The 17,640-nt window shown below is 66.6% G+C and carries 14 protein-coding genes; 2 read left to right on the top strand and 12 right to left on the bottom strand.

Annotated elements, in window-relative coordinates:
* Positions 1 to 111: 111 nt before the first annotated feature.
* The 5 genes from ACIPG5_RS25085 to ACIPG5_RS25065 form a co-directional block, all read right to left on the bottom strand.
* Positions 112 to 1,149 carry an AraC family transcriptional regulator ligand-binding domain-containing protein gene (locus tag ACIPG5_RS25085; protein ID WP_401378715.1) on the bottom strand — a complete coding sequence of 346 codons (1,038 nt, stop codon included), beginning with the start codon at positions 1,147 to 1,149 and terminating at the stop codon, positions 112 to 114.
* On the bottom strand, positions 1,150 to 2,085 hold the full coding sequence (locus ACIPG5_RS25080; protein WP_176517023.1) for a 3-keto-5-aminohexanoate cleavage protein: 936 nt from the start codon (positions 2,083 to 2,085) through the stop codon (positions 1,150 to 1,152).
* A gap of 11 nt (positions 2,086 to 2,096) precedes the next feature.
* On the bottom strand, positions 2,097 to 3,419 hold the full coding sequence (locus tag ACIPG5_RS25075) for an MFS transporter (RefSeq protein WP_236238216.1): 1,323 nt from the start codon (positions 3,417 to 3,419) through the stop codon (positions 2,097 to 2,099).
* 105 nt (positions 3,420 to 3,524) lie between these two features.
* Positions 3,525 to 4,592, bottom strand: a complete 1,068-nt coding sequence (locus tag ACIPG5_RS25070) for a 3-keto-5-aminohexanoate cleavage protein (RefSeq protein WP_176517019.1) — start codon at positions 4,590 to 4,592, stop codon at positions 3,525 to 3,527.
* 50 nt (positions 4,593 to 4,642) lie between these two features.
* On the bottom strand, positions 4,643 to 5,038 hold the full coding sequence (locus ACIPG5_RS25065) for a carboxymuconolactone decarboxylase family protein (protein ID WP_176517017.1): 396 nt from the start codon (positions 5,036 to 5,038) through the stop codon (positions 4,643 to 4,645).
* A 109-nt stretch (positions 5,039 to 5,147) separates the two neighbouring features.
* Here ACIPG5_RS25065 and ACIPG5_RS25060 point away from each other — a divergent pair, with 109 nt between their 5' ends.
* Entirely contained in the window at positions 5,148 to 6,146 is a 999-nt protein-coding gene (locus ACIPG5_RS25060) for an AraC family transcriptional regulator (protein ID WP_401378714.1), read from the top strand.
* Between the two features lie 170 nt (positions 6,147 to 6,316).
* Here the strand turns inward: ACIPG5_RS25060 and ACIPG5_RS25055 are convergent, their stop codons facing one another.
* Positions 6,317 to 7,075, bottom strand: a complete 759-nt coding sequence (locus tag ACIPG5_RS25055) for an SDR family NAD(P)-dependent oxidoreductase (protein WP_401378713.1) — start codon at positions 7,073 to 7,075, stop codon at positions 6,317 to 6,319.
* Between the two features lie 197 nt (positions 7,076 to 7,272).
* Between ACIPG5_RS25055 and ACIPG5_RS25050 the strand changes: the two genes are divergently transcribed.
* Positions 7,273 to 8,280, top strand: coding sequence for an NAD(P)-dependent alcohol dehydrogenase (locus ACIPG5_RS25050; RefSeq protein WP_314619171.1), 1,008 nt, complete (start codon positions 7,273 to 7,275; stop codon positions 8,278 to 8,280).
* Positions 8,281 to 8,322: 42 nt separating this feature from the next.
* Here the strand turns inward: ACIPG5_RS25050 and ACIPG5_RS25045 are convergent, their stop codons facing one another.
* The 6 genes from ACIPG5_RS25045 to ACIPG5_RS25020 form a co-directional block, all read right to left on the bottom strand.
* Positions 8,323 to 9,969, bottom strand: a complete 1,647-nt coding sequence (locus tag ACIPG5_RS25045) for a fatty acid--CoA ligase (protein WP_314619175.1) — start codon at positions 9,967 to 9,969, stop codon at positions 8,323 to 8,325.
* A gap of 48 nt (positions 9,970 to 10,017) precedes the next feature.
* Positions 10,018 to 12,543, bottom strand: coding sequence for an RND family transporter (locus ACIPG5_RS25040; RefSeq protein ID WP_401378712.1), 2,526 nt, complete (start codon positions 12,541 to 12,543; stop codon positions 10,018 to 10,020).
* A gap of 30 nt (positions 12,544 to 12,573) precedes the next feature.
* Positions 12,574 to 13,650 (bottom strand): WD40/YVTN/BNR-like repeat-containing protein, encoded by a 1,077-nt coding sequence (locus ACIPG5_RS25035; protein WP_401378710.1) that lies wholly within the window; start codon positions 13,648 to 13,650, stop codon positions 12,574 to 12,576.
* Positions 13,651 to 13,714: 64 nt separating this feature from the next.
* Positions 13,715 to 15,073 carry a DUF1329 domain-containing protein gene (locus tag ACIPG5_RS25030; RefSeq protein WP_176517005.1) on the bottom strand — a complete coding sequence of 453 codons (1,359 nt, stop codon included), beginning with the start codon at positions 15,071 to 15,073 and terminating at the stop codon, positions 13,715 to 13,717.
* Between the two features lie 35 nt (positions 15,074 to 15,108).
* The gene (locus ACIPG5_RS25025; RefSeq protein ID WP_401378708.1) at positions 15,109 to 16,974 is read right to left on the bottom strand and encodes a DUF1302 domain-containing protein; all 1,866 of its coding nucleotides are present in this window, start codon (positions 16,972 to 16,974) and stop codon (positions 15,109 to 15,111) included.
* Between the two features lie 76 nt (positions 16,975 to 17,050).
* Positions 17,051 to 17,617: an alpha/beta hydrolase gene (locus ACIPG5_RS25020; RefSeq protein WP_176517003.1), complete on the bottom strand. Its 567-nt coding sequence runs from the start codon at positions 17,615 to 17,617 to the stop codon at positions 17,051 to 17,053.
* Positions 17,618 to 17,640: the final 23 nt, after the last annotated feature.

Genomic DNA, 17,640 nt, shown 5'->3' with positions numbered 1-17,640 from the left:
AGGCGGACAACCATGGCCTGACAGACCGTGGCACGTTGCAACAAATGTAGGAGCGGATTTATCCGCGATGCGCCGCGCGGGCGGCGCGCGATCTATGCCCCCCCGCAAATCTCAAGACAAGCCCACCGCCACACCACTCCCCCTCCCCCCCAACCCCCTCTCCTTGCGCCAAACCACCGGCGGCATCCCGTACTGGCCAATGAACCAGCGGGTAAACGACGTGGGCACGGCAAACCCCAGCAGTTCAGCGATGCGCTGCAGCGGGTAGTTCGAATTGCCCAGGTAACGCAGGGCCAGCTCGCAACGCGCTTCACCCACCAACCCACTGAACACCAGCCCCTGCTCATCGAGCCGGCGCTGCAGGGTGCGCACGTTCATGCCCTGCAACTGGGCAATGTGCTCCAGGGTAGCCCTGCCTGCCGGCAGCCACTGGCGGATCGCCTTGCGCACCGCCTCGACCAGCGACGGCCCGCCACCCTGCTGCAGCGGCGCCAGGTAACGCTGGGCATTGCGCGCCATCGCCGGGTCCGCCTGGCCAGCCCCCAGTTCCAGGTTGGCGTCGGGGCAGACGATGCCATTGAAGTGGCTGGCAAACACCAGCTCGCAGGTGAACAGGCGCCGATGCAACTGCAGGTTGGCCGGCGCCGAATGGGTGAAATGCACGCTATAGGGCCGCCAGTGCCTGCCGAGCAAGGTCGCGCACAGGCGAAACAGCACGCCCATGGCCAGCTCGGTGGCCTGGCGGCTGGGCATGGCGGTGCGGGTCAGCACGTCCTGGCGGATGATCGCCCGGCCGCCTTCTTCCATCAGGTGAATGGCCACCGACTCGTTCATCAGGTGCCGGTAATGCAGCATCACCTGCAAGGCATCGCGCAGCGAGCGCTGGTGGCACAGCAGCAGGCTGACCGCGCCCAGGTCCGAGAGCTGGCGCGCCGCCGCCATGCTCAGGCCCAAGGTCTGGCAACCGCTGGCGGCCGCAGTGTTTTCCAGCAGGCGCACCGCCGCCTCACTGCACAGGCGGTGCTCGGCGTGCTGCAGCTGGGCCTTGCTCAGGCCCACCTCGGCCAGCAGCGGCGAAGGGTCGACCCCGAGCTGCTGGCACACCGGCAAGTAATGCGTCAGGGCGCCAGCGCGGATCAGCAGGCTCATTCAGAAACCGACCTGGTCGGCGCCCTTGAGCTTGAGCATCTGCCGCGCCTCGGCGGGGCTGGCCACCTCCAGGTTCAATGCCTTGAGAATCGACACCACACGCCTGACCTGGTCGGCGTTGCTGCGCGACAGCACCCCCGGCCCCTCCCACAGCGAGTCCTCCAGGCCCACCCGCACGTTGCCGCCCAGGGTCGCCGCCTGGGTCGCCAGAGGCATCTGGTGGCGGCCCGCGCCCAGCACCGACCAGTAGTAGTCGTCGCCGAACAGGCGGTCGGCGGTGCGCTTCATGTGCAGCACATCCTCAGGATGCGCACCGATGCCGCCGAGCAGGCCGAACACCGACTGGATGAACAGCGGCCCCTTGACGATGCCACGCTCGAGAAAATGCGCGGCGGTGTACAGGTGGCCGATGTCATAGCATTCGATCTCAAAGCGCGTGCCGTGGTCGGCGCAGGATTCGAGGATGTACTGGATCTCGCTGAAGGTGTTTCTGAACACCCGGTCCCGCGAGCCTTCAAGGTACGGCCGCTCCCAGGCATGCTGGAAGTTCTGGAAGCGTTCGAGCATGGGGTACAGGCCGAAGTTGATCGAGCCCATGTTCAGCGACGCCACCTCGGGTTTGAGGCGCAGCGCCGGCTGCAGGCGTTCCTCCACCAGCATGTTCGGCGCCCCGCCAGTGGTGAGGTTGACCACCACGTCCGAGCGCGCCTTGATGTTGGGCAGAAACTCCATGAACAGGCGCGGGTCCTGGGACGGCTGGCCGGTGTTGGGGTCGCGGGCATGCAGGTGGACGATGGCCGCCCCCGCCTCGGCCGCGCCCACCGCAGCCTCTTCGATCTGCGCGGCGGTCACCGGCAGGTACGGCGACATCGACGGGGTATGGATGGAGCCGGTGACGGCACAGGTGACGATGACTTTGTTCTGCTTGGCAGCCATGGGGTCTCCAGTCAGCAGGTAGGTTGGGTGGATGGGCGGGGCAACCCCGCGGCCACGGCGCGCGCGCGCACCATGTCGTTGTGGTAGTGGCGCCTGGCATAGAGCAGCACCGCCGCCGACACCAGGCTGATCAGCGGCACCAGCTGCATCGCGGCGGCCAGCCCGATGTGGTCGGACACCTTGCCGGTGATCAGCGGCCCGCTGGCCAGGCCCAGCAGGTTGTTGGCCAGGGTCAGGGTGGCCAGGGCAGTGCCATGCACCGCGGCGTGGGTGAGGTTGCCGACCATGGCACTGGTCGGGCCGTTGGTGCCGGCCGCAACCATCATGCCCAGGCAGATCAGCACCAGCTGCGCCAGGCCGTGGGGCAAGGCGAAGGCCAGCGACAGCAGCACGCAACTGGCCAGGCAATAGCCGGCGGCGAGGCTGACCTTGCGGTCGGCACGCCGGCGCGCCACGCGATCGCAGAGCATGCCGCAGAGGATGATCCCCACCGCCCCGCACAGCAGGATCACCGCCGACACGCTGCCGGCCTGGTCGGTGCCCATGGCGTAGTAGCGGTTGAGGTAGCTGGGCATCCAGACGATCACCGTGCCGCCGACGAACAGCTGCAAGCCGCTGCCGACATAGGCGCACAGCACCGAGCGAGTGGCGTACAGCGTACGCAGCGGGCGCTGCGCAGCACAGGCCTGATCGGCCAGCGCCGCCAGGCGCCTGGGCGAGACGCGCGCCTCCTTGACGATGGCCGGGTACACCACCGCCAGCATCAGCCCGAGCAAGGCGATCACGGCGAATGCCCAGCGCCAGCCGAGCTGCTGGGCAATGGCGCCGCCCAGGGCGATGCCGAGCACCGAGCCGAACATGCCACCGGCCATGAACGAGCCCTGCAAGGTGGCGCGCATGTGCCGCGGGAACACCGACATCACCACGGCGCCGCCGACGCTGCCGTAGGCGGCCTCGCCCACGCCCACCAGAAAGCGCGCCACCAGCATCTGCTGGTAGTTCTCGGCCAGGGCGCAGCCCAAAGTCGCCAGGCTCCACAGCATGGCCATCAGCACCAGGCTGCGCACCCGGCCGAAACGGTCGGCCAACAGCGACAGCGGAAAGGTCAGCAGGCCGACCATCAGCGCCACGATGCCGCTGAGCAGGCCCAGCTGGCCATCGCTCAGCGCCCAGTCGCCCTTGAGCAGCGGGAACACGGCATTGAGCACTTGCCGCGACATGTAGTCGGAAATCAACAGGCCAAAGGTCAGGGCAAAGACTACCCAGGCATAGCGCCGGGGGATGCCCACGCAAGTTTCGATGCCCTCGTCGGGGCACGGGTGATAGACGGCCATGCTGCATCCTCATCATTATTCTTGTTGTGGATCGAGCCTGATGCCCGCAGGGCTGCCGGTGCGGCAACTGCGCCCTGCGGGGGTGCACGTCGAACGTGGCGGGGGTTACGCGGTTTCAGCGGTCTTGCGCAGGAAGCCCTGATGGCCGCCGTTGCGGTTCGGCGCGAAGCCGTTGGCGGCAAGGCTTTCTTCGACGGTGTCGTAGAACACGCCGATCTTGCTGATTTCACGGGCCTGTTTGGCGGTGGCGATCGGCCGGCCGAACTCGCGCGAGATGCGCACCAGCTGCTCGATCTGCTGCACCGTGGACATCTTCTCGGTCTGCGCCTGGTTCCACAGGTTGTCCTCGATGCCGCAGCGCACGTGCAGGCCCATGGCGATGCCCATCATGTTCACCGGCAGCACGTTGCGCATCGAGCTTTCCACGGTGAGCACCGCGCCGTCCGGCACGGCCCGCACGATGTTGGCCAGGCTGTAGATGTTCGGCACGTCCATGCCGCCGCCGATGGCCACCCAGTTCATCACCAGCGGGCCTTTGTAGATGCCCCGGCGCATCAGGCGCTCGACCGACTCGAAGCTGTTCAGGTTGTAGCACTGGAAGGCGCTCTGGATGCCGGCGGCGCTCAGGCGGCGCACGTGTTCCTCGACCCAGCCTGGCTGCGCCGGCACGGTCATCTCCTTGTAGGCTTCATAGACCGCCGGGTCTTCCATCGAGGTGCCGCGCACGTCCTGGTAGCCCCAGTGCTCGACCACGTTCATCTGCGAGGTGTTGACCGTCACCGTGACCTGGTCGGGCTTGGGGTCGAGCTCGGCGAGCATGTGCCGGGTGTCGTCGCTCAGCCACTTGGCCGCAGCGCCTTCGGTTTCCGGGGCGAAGCTGATCGAGCCGCCCACCTGGATGATCATTTCCGGTACCGCTTCACGCACGCCGGCGATCAGTTCGTTGAACTTGGACAGGCGCTTGGAGCCCTTGCCATCGAGTTCGCGCACATGCAGGTGGAGCACGGTGGCACCGGCGTTGTAGCAGTCCACGGCCTTCTGCACCTGCTCGGCCATGGTCACCGGGATGTCCTCGGGGAAGTCCGACGGCACCCAGGACGGTGCATAAGGGGCCGCGGTGATGATCAGCGGCTGCTGGTTCTCGGTGAACAGGTGGCCATCGAGGAAGTTCATGGGGTGTTCCTTATTGTGATTGTTGGAGGGGTGTCGGTGCACACCGACGGCTAGGGGGCTTCAGCGGCGAGCTTGGCCATTTCTTCCAGCAGGATCGGCGCGCCGAGGCTGCAGGTGTGGATCCCGAGCATGGCCACCGACTGCAGCACCGCGAGGATTTCCTCGGGGCTGGCGCCAAGCTTCAGGGCATTGCGGGTGTGCCGGCGCACGCCGGGGCTGTACATGTGGGTGCACGAGGCGTTCACCGCAATGGCGAGGAATTCGTAGGTCTTGGGGTCGATCAGACCGCGTTTTACCGGCAGCGCGGCGGTGTGCAGAAACTGCTCGGCCCATTGCGGGTCGAGGTTGACGAAGCTGTCCCAGGCCGGGTTCATCCCGCCGCTGGCACGCAGGTGGTCGAGGGTCGGTGTGGCGGACATCGAGTCATCGGTGAGCGTGGCGTTCATCTGCATCTCCTTGGCGTTTGTCGACACCCCTTGAGTCTGCTAAAACAGGCCAGGCGATATTTAACCTTTCGGGACATCCACATCGCCCCTTTCAAGGACGTGAAACCCCATGGCCAACATGGTCGTCAGCGCTTGCTTGACCCACTACGCCGATGTCGCCCGCGCCCATGGGCTGGAGCCGATCGCCCAGCTCCAGGCCGTGCAGCTCGACCCTGCGTGCCTTGAGCGCAGCGACTTCAAGATCAGCGTCGACAGCGTCTGGCACCTGCTGGAAAACTCCGCCAGCCAGGCCGGCGTGGAAGACTTCGGCCTGCGCATGGCCGAGAAACGCCAGCTCTCCAACCTCGGCCCGCTGGCCCAGCTGATGCGCCAGGAAAGCACCCTGCGCATGGCCCTGGAGACCCTGCAGCGCTACCTGCACCTGCACAATGAAGGCTTCCTGATCCTGATCGAGGAGCGCGACGGCATCGCGGTGATCCGCGGCGAGCAGATCACCCACCAGCAACTGCCGTCACGCCAGTCGGTCGACCTGATGATCGGCGTCACCCACCGCACCCTGAAGACCTTGCTCGGTGACCACTGGCAGCCGCGTTCGGTGTGCTTGCGCCACAGCGCCCCGCAGGACCGCTCGACGCACCTGCGGCTGTTTGGCACCCGGGTGCAGTTCAACAGCGTGGTGGATGGCATCGTCTGCCGAACTGCCGAGCTGGACGCGCCGCTGCCCGGCAGCGACCCGGTGGCAGCGCGCTCGGTGCGCCGGGAGCTGGAGGCGCGGGGGGCGGTGCGTGAAACGGTGGTGGATACCGTGCGGCGCCTGGTGTGGCAGCTGTTGCTGACCGGGCGCTTGTCGGTGGAACAGGTGGCGCAGCAGCTGGGTGTCGACCGGCGCACCGTGCACCGGCGGCTGTTGCGCCATGGGGAGAGTTTCAGCTCGATATTGGACCAGGTGCGCCAGGAGCAGGTGGTCAGGCATTTGCGCGATTCGCGGCATACCCACAGCGAGATTGCCGAGTTGCTCGGGTTTTCGTGCTTGAGTGCGTTTTCGCGGTGGTTCAGCCAGCGGTTCGGATGCAGCCCGCGGGCTTGGCGCAAGGCGCATGTAGCTTGAGCGCCTGCGCAGGCCCTATCGCCGGCAAGCCGGCTCCCACAGGTACTGCGCTTCACTGAGACTGAGATTGACAGGTACTGCGCTTGACCTGAGATTGGCGAGGGTCTACTTGTGGGAGCCGGCTTGCCGGCGATGAGGCCGGTACAGGCACCTCAAACAAGCCTGCCGCACTACAGCGCCGTCTTCCCTCCATTCACATGCAGCACCTGCCCGGTAATGAAGCTCGCCTGGCCCGACGCCACGAACAAGATCGCATCCGCCACCTCCTCAGGCCTGCCAATCCGCCCCGCCGGAATGGTCGCCGCCACCATCGGCAACTTGTCCGCCCCGTCGGCAATGCGCTCCAGCATCTCGGTCGCAATCGGCCCCGGCGCCACCGCGTTCACCCGCACATTGAACTGGCACGCCTCCAGCGCCGCCGACTTGGTGAACCCTTCAATCGCATGCTTGCTGGCCACATACATCGGCGCCAAGGCATTACCCCGGCTGCCCATGGTCGACGACAGGTTGACGATGGCCCCCGCCCCCTGCTCGGCCATCACCCGCAACTGATGCTTCAGGCACAGAAAGGTCCCCAACGCATTGGCATTGAACGCCGCCGTGTAGGCCTCCACCGTCTGCTCGCGGATCGGCCCGCGCGCGCCTTCGTAGCCGGCACTGTTCACCGCCACGTCCAGGCGGCCGAAACGCTCCACGCAACGCGCCACCAAACCTGCCACCTGCGCTTCGTCGCTGACATCGGCCTGCACGAACTCGGCCTGCGCGCCCATCGACTGCAACTCGGCCAACAGCTGTTGCCCGGCGCGGGTATTGCGCCCGGAGACGACCAGGCGTGCGCCTTCACGGGCAAAGGCAATGGCCGTGGCGTAGCCAATGCCTGCGGTGGCGCCGGTGATCAGAACCACTTGATGTTCAAACTGCTTGCTCATGGCGGATGTCCGAAAACTAAAGTGAATGGGCCTGCAGTTATAGGGAGTGCGCCATGGCGAAAGTTGACGTATTGGGACACCACCAGGCGGCGTGTCACCAAAGGCAAACCGATTGTCATCCGAGGTCAACAACACCGGCGCCTTGCCTGTCTATCATCCCTGCAGACTCTTGATGAACCGTTGCAAGGACCTCCAACATGAAAGCCATCCAACTGCAAAAGCCAGGCGGCCTGGACCAGCTGCGCCTGGTCGAGCTGCCGCAACCCGCCTCGCCGCAACCCGGTGAAATCCAGGTGCGCATCCATGCCAGCTCGCTCAACTACCACGACCTGGGCGTGGTCATCGGCCAGCTCAAGGTGGACGACAAGCGCATCCCCATGGCCGATGGCGCCGGGGTGGTCACCGCCGTGGGCGCCGGCGTCAGCGAATTTGCCGTGGGCGATGCCGTGGTGTCGTGCTTCTTCCCCCACTGGCAAGCCGGGCGCAAGGTGCCCAGCACCTTCAAGACCGTGCCCGGTGACGGCGTCGACGGCTTTGCCCGCGAATACGTCAACCTGCCCGCCCAGGCCTTCACCCATGCCCCCAAAGGCTATTCCCACGAAGAGGCCGCCACCCTGACCACCGCCGGCCTCACCGCCTGGCGCGCACTGGTGGTCGATGGGCGCCTGCAGGCCGGCGACACGGTGCTGGTACTGGGCACCGGCGGGGTGTCGGTGTTTGCCCTGCAGATGGCCAAGGCCATGGGCGCGCGGGTGATCGCCACCACCTCGTCAGCGGCCAAGCAGGCGCGCTTGCTGGCACTGGGCGCCGACCAGGTGATCAACTACCGCGAGCAGCCGGATTGGGGCGATGCGGTGCTGGCCGCCACCGACGGGCGTGGCGCCGATATCGTGGTGGAAGTGGGTGGCCCGGGCACCCTGCCCAACTCCATTCGGGCCTGTGCGCCGGGCGGGCACATTGCCCTGATCGGCGTGCTCACCGGCGTCAGCGGCAGCGTGCCGACCGTCGAGATGATGCGCAAGCAGCAGACCCTGCGCGGGCTGATCGTCGGCAGCCGTGAACAGCAGCAGGACATGGTGCGCGCTTTGGAAAACTTCAGCTGGCGCCCGGTGATCGACAGCCGCTACCCGCTGGAGCAGATCGCCGACGCCTTCGCCCACCAGCAGTCGGCCCGGCATTTCGGCAAGATCTGCCTGCACTACTGAGTACCCTGGGCGGCGCCAGCGCAGCGCTGGCGCCGCCTGGGCTCAAGCTCCCAGGTGCATCTCGCGGATCAGCTTCTTGTTGATCTTGCCGACGCTGGTCTTGGGAATGTCGGCGACGAAATGCACCTGCCGCGGGATCGCCCACTTGTTGATCTGGCCACTCTCGACGAACTGCTTGAGGTGCGCTTCGAGCCCCGGCTGATCGAGGCTGTCGCCCGGCATGCAGACCACCAGCGCAATCGGCCGCTCGCCCCAATGCTCGTCGGGGATCCCCACCACCGCCACGGCATTGACCGCCGCATGCTGGCTGATCAGGTTCTCCAGCGCCAAAGAGCTGATCCATTCGCCACCGGTCTTGATCACGTCCTTGATCCGGTCCTTGATCTCCAGCACCCCGTGGCGGTCGATCGAGCCCATGTCGCCGGTGTGCATCCAGCCGTCCTGCCACAGTTCGGCGCCCTTTTCCGGCTCGTGCAGGTAACCCTGGGTCAGCCATGGCGAACGCACCACGATCTCGCCCAGCGACTCGCCGTCGTGGGCCACCTCGTTGCCGCCGGCATCGACGATGCGCAGGTCGACCATGGCCACCGGGGCGCCGGTCTTGATCCGCTGCGCCACCTGCTCGCCCATGGGCAGGGCCAGGTCTTCGTCGCGCAGGTGGGTCAGGGTCAGCAGCGGGCAGGTTTCCGACATGCCGTAGCCGCTGAAGATCAGCATGCCGCGCTCGCTGGCCTGGCGCGCCAGGCCGTGGGTCAGCGCGCTGCCGCCGAGCAGCACTTTCCAGCGGCTGAAGTCGGTGTGCCGGCTTTGCTCGCTGTCGAGCATCATCTGCAGCAAGGTCGGCACGCAGTGCGAGAACGTCACCCCTTCGTCGCGGTACAGGCGCACCAGCTTGTCCGGCTCGTAGCGGCCTGGGTACACCTGCTTGATGCCCAGCACCGTGGCCGTGTACGGCACGCCCCAGGCATGCACGTGGAACATCGGCGTGATCGGCATGTACACGTCGCTGGAGCGCAGCAGCGGCTGGGCGTCGTAGGCGGCGAAGGTGCCCAGCTGGTTCAGGGTGTGCAGCACCAGCTGGCGGTGCGAGAAGTACACGCCCTTGGGGTTGCCGGTGGTGCCGGTGGTGTAGAACAGCGTGGCCACCGACTGCTCGTCGAAGTCCTCGAACACCGCCTCAGGGCTTGCCGCCGCCAGCAGCGCCTCGTACTCGCCGAGCACCGGCAGCGACGTGGCCGCCGCCTCGCCGTCAGTCAGTTGCAGGTAGCCTTTGACCGTGCCCAGTTGGCCGTGGATCTGCTCCAGCAGCGGCACGAAGTCATCGTGCACCAGCACCAGGTCGTCCTCGGCGTGGTTCATGGTGTAGGCCACCTGCTCCGGCGACAGGCGAATGTTCACCGTGTGCAGCACCGCACCGAGCATCGGCACGGCGAAGAAGCATTCCAGCGAGCGGTGGCTGTCCCAGTCCAGCAGGGCCACGGTGTCGCCAGCCTTCACACCGGCCGCGCGCAGCACGTTGGCCAGGCGCTGCACGCGCCGGTCGAGCTCGCGGTAGCTGTAGCGCAGCTTGTCGGCGTAGACGATCTGCTGGTCCGGCTGGTGGCGCACGCCCGACATCAGCAGGCGCTTGATCAGCAAGGGGTAGGCGTAGGCACCGGGTGCCGGCGGCATTATTTTTGTCTTGGCCATGACGTTGTTTCCGATTTTTGTGTTCGATTCGACGAGTAGGCCTGCTGGCTACGCCTGCACCTGCGCTTGCGCACGCGGCACCTGGGCGTTGTCACAGGGTTGGGGTTGGGCCTCGCAGGCGATGGGGGCGGCGGCGACAAAGCGTTTGTCGGGCAGCAGGAAATGCGACAGCGCCGGGATCAGCAGCAGCGCGCCCAGCATGTTCCAGAGGAACATGAAGGTCAGCAGGATGCCCATGTCGGCCTGGAACTTGATCGGCGACCAGGCCCAGCCGACCACCCCGGCGGCCAGGGTGATGCCCACCAGCCCGACCACCCGGCCGGTGAAGGCCACGGCGTTCTGGTAGGCCTCGCCCAAGCTGCGGCCCTGGCGCTGGTAGTGCAGCTGCACGCTGAGCAGGTACAGCGCGTAGTCCACGCCGATGCCCACGCCCAGGGCGATCACCGGCAAGGTCGCCACTTTCACGCCAATGCCCATCATCACCATCAGCGCCTCGCACAGCACCGAGGTCAGCACCAGCGGCAGCAGTGCCACCAGGGTGGCGCGCCAGCTGCGGAAGGTCACCAGGCAGAACAGCGTGACCGCCAGGTAGACGAACAGCAGCATGGTGCGGTTGGCGTCGCGCACCACGATATTGGTGGCGGCCTCGATCCCGGCACTGCCGGCGGCCAGCAGGAACTGGCGGTCGGGGCTGCTGTTGGCGCGGGCGAAGCGCTCGGCGATGGCCACCACGTCGTCCAGGGTCTGGGCCTTGTGGTCCTTGAGGTAGGCGATCACCGGCATCATCGAGCAATCGGTGTTGAACAGCTCCGGGGCGTTGACCGAGGCCTGCTGGGCGGCGTAGTTGAGCATGTCCTGGTTGCGCTGCAGGCTGCTCATCTTCGGGTTGCCTTCGAAGGAACCGGCGGTGATCTGGCGCACGGCATTGACCAGCGACACCGTGGTCTGCACCCCCGGGTACTGCTGCAGTTCCCAGGCCAGGCGGTCGGCGAGAATCAGCGTCTTGTAGCTCAGGCAGCCTTCGGGCGGGGTCTTGATCATCACCGCGAACAGGTCGCTGGACAGCGCGTAGTGGCTGGTGATGTAGGCGTTGTCACGGTTGTAGCGCGAGTCGGCGCGCAGCTCCGGCGCGCCGCTGTCGAGGTCGCCGATCTTCAGTTGCAGGCTGACCCAGAAGCCGCCCAGGCCCATCAGCGTGGCCACCAGCACGGCGCCGGTGGCCCACTTGCGCGTGGTGAAGCGGTCGAGCGCGTCCCACAGCTTGCCGAAGCCGCGGTGCTCGGCGGCGCGGCGGTCGATGCGCAAGGCGCGTTCCGCCGCCTTGCGGCCGACACCCACATAGGACAGCGCCACCGGAATCAGCAGCAACGAGGTGAAGATCAGCACCGCCACGCCGATGCTCGCGGTGATCGCCAGGTCCTTGATCACCGGGATGTCGATCAGCATCAGCACGGCAAAGCCCACGGCGTCGGCCAGCAGCGCCGTGACCCCGGCCACGAACAGGCGGCGGAAGGTGTAGCGCGCCGCCACCAGCCTGTGGGTGCCGCGGCCGATGTCCTGCATGATGCCGTTCATCTTCTGCGCCGCGTGCGACACGCCGATGGCAAAGATCAAGAATGGCACCAGGATCGAGTACGGGTCGATGGCATAGCCCAGCCAGCCGACGATACCCAGCTGCCACACCACCGCCGTCAGCGAGCAGAACACCACCAGCAAGGTGCTGCGCACGCAGCGGGTGTAGAGGAAGATGATCACCAGCGAGGTGACCACGGCCAGGGCGAAGAACATCATCACCTGGATCAGGCCGTCGATCAGGTCGCCCATCAGCTTGGCAAAGCCGATGACCCGCACCTTGTACTTGCCCTCGCCCTCCTTGCCCGAGGCCCGCGCCTTGCTGTCACCGGCGTATTCGTACTTGTCGCGCAGCTGCTGCTCGAGCATCTGCGAGAACTGCCGGTAGTCGATGCCGCGCCCGGTGGCCAGGTCGTGGTCGAGCAGCGGCACCACCAGCATGCTCGACTTGAAGTCGGTCGCCACCAGGCTGCCGACGATGCCGGCGCGGTTGATGTTCTGGCGCAACTGCTCGATGTCGGCCGGCCGGCCCTGGTAGTCGTCGGGCATCACCGCGCCACCCTGGAAGCCTTCCTCGGTGACCTCGGTCCAGCGCACGCCCGGGCTCCACAACGACTTCATCCAGGCACGGTCCACGCCCTGGGCCAGGAACAGCTCGTCGTTGATCTTCTTCAGCACGTCCAGGTACTGGGGGTCGAAGATGTCGCCCTGGGTGTTCTCCACCACCACCCGTACCGAGTTGCCCAGGCCGCGCAGCGACTTGCGGTTGTCCAGGTAGTTCTGGATGTAGGGCTGGCTCTGCGGAATCATCTTCTCGAAGCTTGGGCGCAGCTCCAGGCGGGTGGCCGCCACATACCCGAGCACCAGCGTGGCCAGCAGCATGAACAGCATGAACAGCGGGCGATAGTTGAAGACCATGCGCTCCAGCAGGTTGCCCGAGCGGCGGTCGAAGTCCCGCAGGTCGCGGATCACCGGCATGGTGTCTTGCTTGATGTTGGCCATCACGAGGCTCTCTTAGAATGCTTGTGGGTCTTAGCGTGCCGGCAGCACGCGCACGCCGCGCTCGCCGACCAGCACGGTGCCGTTGCCGCGGGTCTGCAGGGCGCCGGCCACCGGTGCCAGCGGCACCTGCGGCTGCAGGGCGAAGCTCAGCCCGCCGTCGCGGCTGCGCAGCACATGCCCGGCCTGGCTGAACAGCCAGAAGTCGCCGCTGCTGTCGAGGGTGGCGGCGGTGATGCTCTGGCCCAGCCCGGTGTCGACCTTGGCCCAGCTCTGGCCGCCGTCGAGGCTGCGCGCCAGATGGCCGCGCAGGCCATAGACGAGCACTTCGCCAGGCTTGCCGAGAATGCCGAACCAGGTGCCCTGGTAGGGGCTGGGCAAGGCAACGAAGCGTTGCTGCTCGGCGTTCCACTTGAGCAGCAGGCCCTGTTCGCCGGCCACGAACAGGTCGTCGCCGACTGCACGGATGGCGTTCAGGTGCAGGCCTTGCGGGTTGTCGGTGCGGTCCTGCATCGGCACCCAGCTGGCGCCGCCGTCGTCGGTGCGCAGGATCAGGTTGAACACGCCCACCGCGTAGCCGTGCCTTGCGTCGGCGAACCACACCCCGAGAAACGGCTTGTCGGCGCCCTCCTGTTCCAGGCGCTGGCCTTCGGCGGCGAACTGCGCCCACTGCTCCTGGTCCGGGTGAGCCTTGGCCAGGGCCTGGTAATGGGCCGCGACCAGCGCGCCGATGGTTCGCCCATCGAGCTGCACGGCCCAGTTCACACCGCCGTCGGCGCTGTGCAGGATCACCCCATCGTTGCCCACCGCCCAGCCATCCTCGGCGGTGGGGAACGCCAGGGCATTGAGGTCGGCACTCACCGGCACATTGGCCTGGTGCCAGTCCTGCCCCTGGTTGTCGGAATACACGATGTGCCCGCGCGGCCCCACCGCCACCAGCCGCTCACCAGCCCGCGCCACATCGCGCAGGGCGCTGTGCACGGCCAGCGCGCTGGGCCTGGCCGGCAAGTCGAGCACATCGACATAGGCCGCCTGGGCCACACCGCAGGTGCCGGCCAGCGCCAGCGTGATTGCCAGCGCCCACGGCGCATACTTGTTCAAAGAAGCCATGCCACATCCTCTGCAAAACCTGACGGCGGCCACGCAAGGGCCGCCGTCAGGCGTACCGTCGGGGTCAGCGAATACCGGCGCCGGCCAGGGCTTCCGGCGACCACTGCGCCTTGGACAGAGGGGCGATGTACTCGATACCGCCGTGTGGGCCGATCAGGCCGTTGACGTTGTAGGTGCCACCGACCAGGTCGTAGACCACGTGCGGGTTGCTGTTGGGGATCTGCACGTCGTAGCTCTGGGTGAAGAAGGCGAACGAGCCGCGGTACAGCTGGCCACGGGCGTCGTACTGGTCGGAGGCCAGGGCGAACCAGCTGTCCTCGTCGAGGTAGAAGCGGCGCTTGGCATAGATGTGCCGGGCGTTGCCCTTGAGGGTGCCCTCCACTACCCACACGCGGTGCTTCTCCCAGCGCACCTGGTCGGGCGACAGGTGGTTGGGGGTGGTCAGGGTTTTCGGGTCGTGGATGTAGGTCAGCTTGTAGGTGTTGTACGGCACGTACATTTCCTTCTTGCCCACCAGGTGCCAGTCGTAGCGGTCCAGCGCGCCGTTGAACACGTACACGTCATCGAAGGTGCCCGAGCCTGCGGTGCCCGGGTTTGGCGTGTCGTAGGCCAGGTTCGGCGCCAGCTTCACCCGGCGCTGGCCCGGCAGGTACTGCCAGGCGCGGCGTTCCTGCACCAGCGGGTTGGCGGCGTCCTTGAGCATCATCGACTCGCCGGCTCGGCGCGCCGGGCCTTCGAAGTAGAGCTTGGTCTGGAAGTAGATGTCCTTGGGCTCGATGACCTTGTTCAGGTCTTCGTAGATCGGGTAGGCGTTGTAGGCAAGGCCGGTGGTTGCCAGCGCCGCGACGCCGGCGGAGTCGACGTTCCAGGAGTCGTACTTGGCCTTCTGCGCCACGCCCTGGTAGCGCAGCAGGTGGTTCCACATCGCCTCGGCACCGGACTGCGGGATCGGGAACGGCACGCCCGGCAGCACATTCTCGATGGCCATGCCGTCCTGCAGCGACTTGGCATTGGCAGCATTCTTCAGGCTGTTGTCGAGCAGCGCCTGGGGCAATGCCGCGGTGCGGTGGCTGGGGTACACGTCGATGCGAAAGGTCGGGAAGCGCTTGGCCAGCTCCACGGTGGTGGCGGTCAGCGAATCCTTGTACTGGTCGACGTTCTTGGCGTCGATCACCAGCACGGGTTTTTCCGAAGCGTAAGGGTCCGGGCGCAGGGTATCACCCTGCTTGAACCCGGCTGGCGCGGTGTTCAGGCCACCCTGGTAGGCCGGGATCGCGCCGTCGGCGCTGGCCGCCTTGTCGGCCCCGACCAGGGTCAGGTCCTTGCCCAGCCGGGCGACATCCTGGGCCGGGGCGGCCGCATGGGCATTACCGGCAATCACGACCGCAAGCGAGGCCGACAGCAGGCTATTGAGATACTTCATCGCGTTTCTCCGCTTGTTGTTGTACTAGGAGCTTTTCAGAAGGTGGTCTTGAACGAGGCAGTGACCATGCCGCGATCCTTGAGCAGCGGCGCCAGGCCCGCCTGCGAAGTGATCTGCCCGGGGATGCACTGGTAGCGCCCGTTGGTGCCCGGGGTGTTGTTGTCGGTACCGGTTTCGCAGGTATCGAACTTGCCGAAGGAGTCGACGTACTTGAGGTCGAACTTGTACTTCTGGTAGACGTCGGCGGCGATGCCGACCGAGTAGCTGCCGGAGTCTTCGTTACCCCCCAGCTGCACCGCCGAGTTGCCCTTCAGGCCAACGTTGTAGGACAGCGGCAGGGTGATATCGACCCCCGGCAGCGCCTGGAACCAGGTCGGGGTGAAGTTGACCGCCAGGGTGTAGGCGTTGGTGGTGACCTTGTCGACGCCTTCGTAGCTGGAGTCGCCCTTGAAGGTCTGCTCGCCCTTGTCGACGCTGACCAGGTGGGTCATGGCGCCTTCCACGGCCAGCGACGAGGCGTTCCACAGCGGCGTTGCGCCGAACGACACCAGGCCGTTGAGCACCACGTGGAAGGTCTTGCCGCGGGCCAGCCCGGTTTCCCCGTGGCCTGGCACTTCACCGATCAGGTTGGTGCCGCCGGCGGTGCCGGCCAGGGCGTCGTACAACGGCCCGTTGATGGTGGTGAAGTTGCTGATCAGCGGCATGTTCTCGCGGTAGTTGACGTCCAGCCCGACGCTGACCGGGCCGATGTTCTTGGCCAGGCTGATGCCGTAGATGTCGATGTCGTCGGCGTAGGCGGTCATGTAGCTGGTGCCGGCCAGGCTGCCGGTGTGCAGGTTGGGGGCGTTGATCAGCACCGCCGGGGTCGGGTCGGAGGTGTTGCGGTAGTAGAAGCCCAGGGTGCCGTCGAGCCATTCCGGGCTCCACTTGGCCATCACGCCGAAGTCGCCGGAGTTGTGCGGGCGGATGTCATGCCCGCGGGGCGCGCCATAGAAGGCGCCGGCGCCGCCCACGGCATTGGGTACCGGCAGCCAGAAGATGTCGGCGCCTTCGCCGAGCATGTCGTAGGCACCCATGTAGGTGCCGCCTTCGGGCAGGCGCGAGTTTTCGAATTCGAGGAAATACTGGGCCGCCAGGGTCAGCTCGGGGTTGACCGTGTAGCTCAGCGACAGCTGCTTGCGCGGCAGGAACAGTTCTTTGGTTTCGGTGCCCGGCACGTTGTACAGCTTGGCCAGGTCCAGCGCCGACTGGCCGTAGTTGATGCCGTTGGCGGCGTTGAACAGCGTCTCGCCCCAGTACACCGAGTGCCAGCCCAGCTTGCCGCTGAGCATCGATTCGTCGCCGATTTCGGTGTTGTAGAACACGAAGGCATCGAGGAACTCGCCGGACGGGCCGTTGTAGTAGCGGTCGGTGTAGTTGCTCAGGCCATGGCGCCTGGACGGGCCGCCCTGCAGCACGGTACCGGCCGGCAGGCCGCCGGCCGGGCGCGCCAGCACCAGGTTGCCGGCGTTGCCGGCCTGGCCCGGGAACGGGTTGGAATTGGAACCGACGTCGTCATAGGCGTGGTCGTACCAGCTGGCGGCACTCACGCGCATGCCCATGTTGCCCTGGTACACCACGTCCAGTTCGGTCAGCAGGTCGACCCGCTGGGTCACCGCGCTGCCGACGCTGAAGTTGTTGTCGCCGTCGTTGAGGTTGGCGGTGCGCGCGACCTTGGCGTTCTGCCCTTCGACCCGCTGGCCGTAGCTGAGCTTGGCGGTGTTGTCGAAGCGCACGCTCCAGTCGGGGTCGGCAAGGTCCAGCTGGAAGGCCTGGGCAGCCGGCGCGCCGGCCACCAGCAACAGGGTGGCCATGAGTTTGCGGCGGTGAAGGCAGAAGAGAACGTTCTTATTGTTGTTCATGCGATATCTCTGCTTGGGATGTGCAAGGTGCCAGCGACGATCGGGCGCCGGCCTGCCTACGCGTACCTCGCGCGGGTCAGCGATCGAGTTGCTGGATCAACGCCTCGGCGTGCGGCCATGGGCCAAAGCCCGAGGCAGGGTTGAGATGGCCGACCGCGCCGAGTTCGAGCAGCTCGCTGCCCCACTCGTCGGCCATGCGGGCGACCGCTTCGAAGCTGGCCAGGTGGTCGTTGCTGCTGGCGGCCACCACGCTTGGGAACGGCAGGCGGCCGCTTGGCAGCGGTGCCCAGCCATTGGCGCGCAGGGTGTCGGGGGTGGGGTAGTTGGCCGGCCAGTCGATCTCAAGGTCGGGCGGCGCGGCCAGCAAGGCGCCCTTGATCGGGCGTTGGTAGCGGGCGGCCCAGTGCGCCACCATCAGCACGCCGGCGCTGTGCGCCACCAGGATCACCGGGCCGTCGATGCTGGCCAGTTCGCGTTCGATGGCCTCGACCCGGGCGCTGCAGCTGAGCTTGTCGGTTTCCAGTGGCGGCACCGAGCGCACCTTGGCCAGGCGCGCTTGCAACAGGGTTTGCCAATGTTCGGGGACATGGTCGCGCAAGCCAGGCACGATCAGCACGGTTGCGGCGGTTTGCAGTTTTTCCACGTCAGGGCCCTTGCTCTGGTCAA

The organism is Pseudomonas sp. NPDC087029 (assembly GCF_044745345.1).
GTDB classification, from domain to species: domain Bacteria; phylum Pseudomonadota; class Gammaproteobacteria; order Pseudomonadales; family Pseudomonadaceae; genus Aquipseudomonas; species Aquipseudomonas faucium.
Note: the sequence above shows the minus strand (reverse complement) of the source record. Positions and strands in the feature narration are given on the sequence as shown.

What these genes read in the sequence shown, in the direction of transcription:
- ACIPG5_RS25085 (WP_401378715.1), bottom strand. Translation starts at nt 1,149, where the DNA reads ATGAGCCTGCTGATCCGCGCTGGCGCCCTGACGCATTACTTGCCGGTG.
- ACIPG5_RS25080 (WP_176517023.1), bottom strand. Translation starts at nt 2,085, where the DNA reads ATGGCTGCCAAGCAGAACAAAGTCATCGTCACCTGTGCCGTCACCGGC.
- ACIPG5_RS25075 (WP_236238216.1), bottom strand. Translation starts at nt 3,419, where the DNA reads ATGGCCGTCTATCACCCGTGCCCCGACGAGGGCATCGAAACTTGCGTG.
- ACIPG5_RS25070 (WP_176517019.1), bottom strand. Translation starts at nt 4,592, where the DNA reads ATGAACTTCCTCGATGGCCACCTGTTCACCGAGAACCAGCAGCCGCTG.
- ACIPG5_RS25065 (WP_176517017.1), bottom strand. Translation starts at nt 5,038, where the DNA reads ATGAACGCCACGCTCACCGATGACTCGATGTCCGCCACACCGACCCTC.
- ACIPG5_RS25060 (WP_401378714.1), top strand. Translation starts at nt 5,148, where the DNA reads ATGGCCAACATGGTCGTCAGCGCTTGCTTGACCCACTACGCCGATGTC.
- ACIPG5_RS25055 (WP_401378713.1), bottom strand. Translation starts at nt 7,075, where the DNA reads ATGAGCAAGCAGTTTGAACATCAAGTGGTTCTGATCACCGGCGCCACC.
- ACIPG5_RS25050 (WP_314619171.1), top strand. Translation starts at nt 7,273, where the DNA reads ATGAAAGCCATCCAACTGCAAAAGCCAGGCGGCCTGGACCAGCTGCGC.
- ACIPG5_RS25045 (WP_314619175.1), bottom strand. Translation starts at nt 9,969, where the DNA reads ATGGCCAAGACAAAAATAATGCCGCCGGCACCCGGTGCCTACGCCTAC.
- ACIPG5_RS25040 (WP_401378712.1), bottom strand. Translation starts at nt 12,543, where the DNA reads ATGGCCAACATCAAGCAAGACACCATGCCGGTGATCCGCGACCTGCGG.
- ACIPG5_RS25035 (WP_401378710.1), bottom strand. Translation starts at nt 13,650, where the DNA reads ATGGCTTCTTTGAACAAGTATGCGCCGTGGGCGCTGGCAATCACGCTG.
- ACIPG5_RS25030 (WP_176517005.1), bottom strand. Translation starts at nt 15,073, where the DNA reads ATGAAGTATCTCAATAGCCTGCTGTCGGCCTCGCTTGCGGTCGTGATT.
- ACIPG5_RS25025 (WP_401378708.1), bottom strand. Translation starts at nt 16,974, where the DNA reads ATGAACAACAATAAGAACGTTCTCTTCTGCCTTCACCGCCGCAAACTC.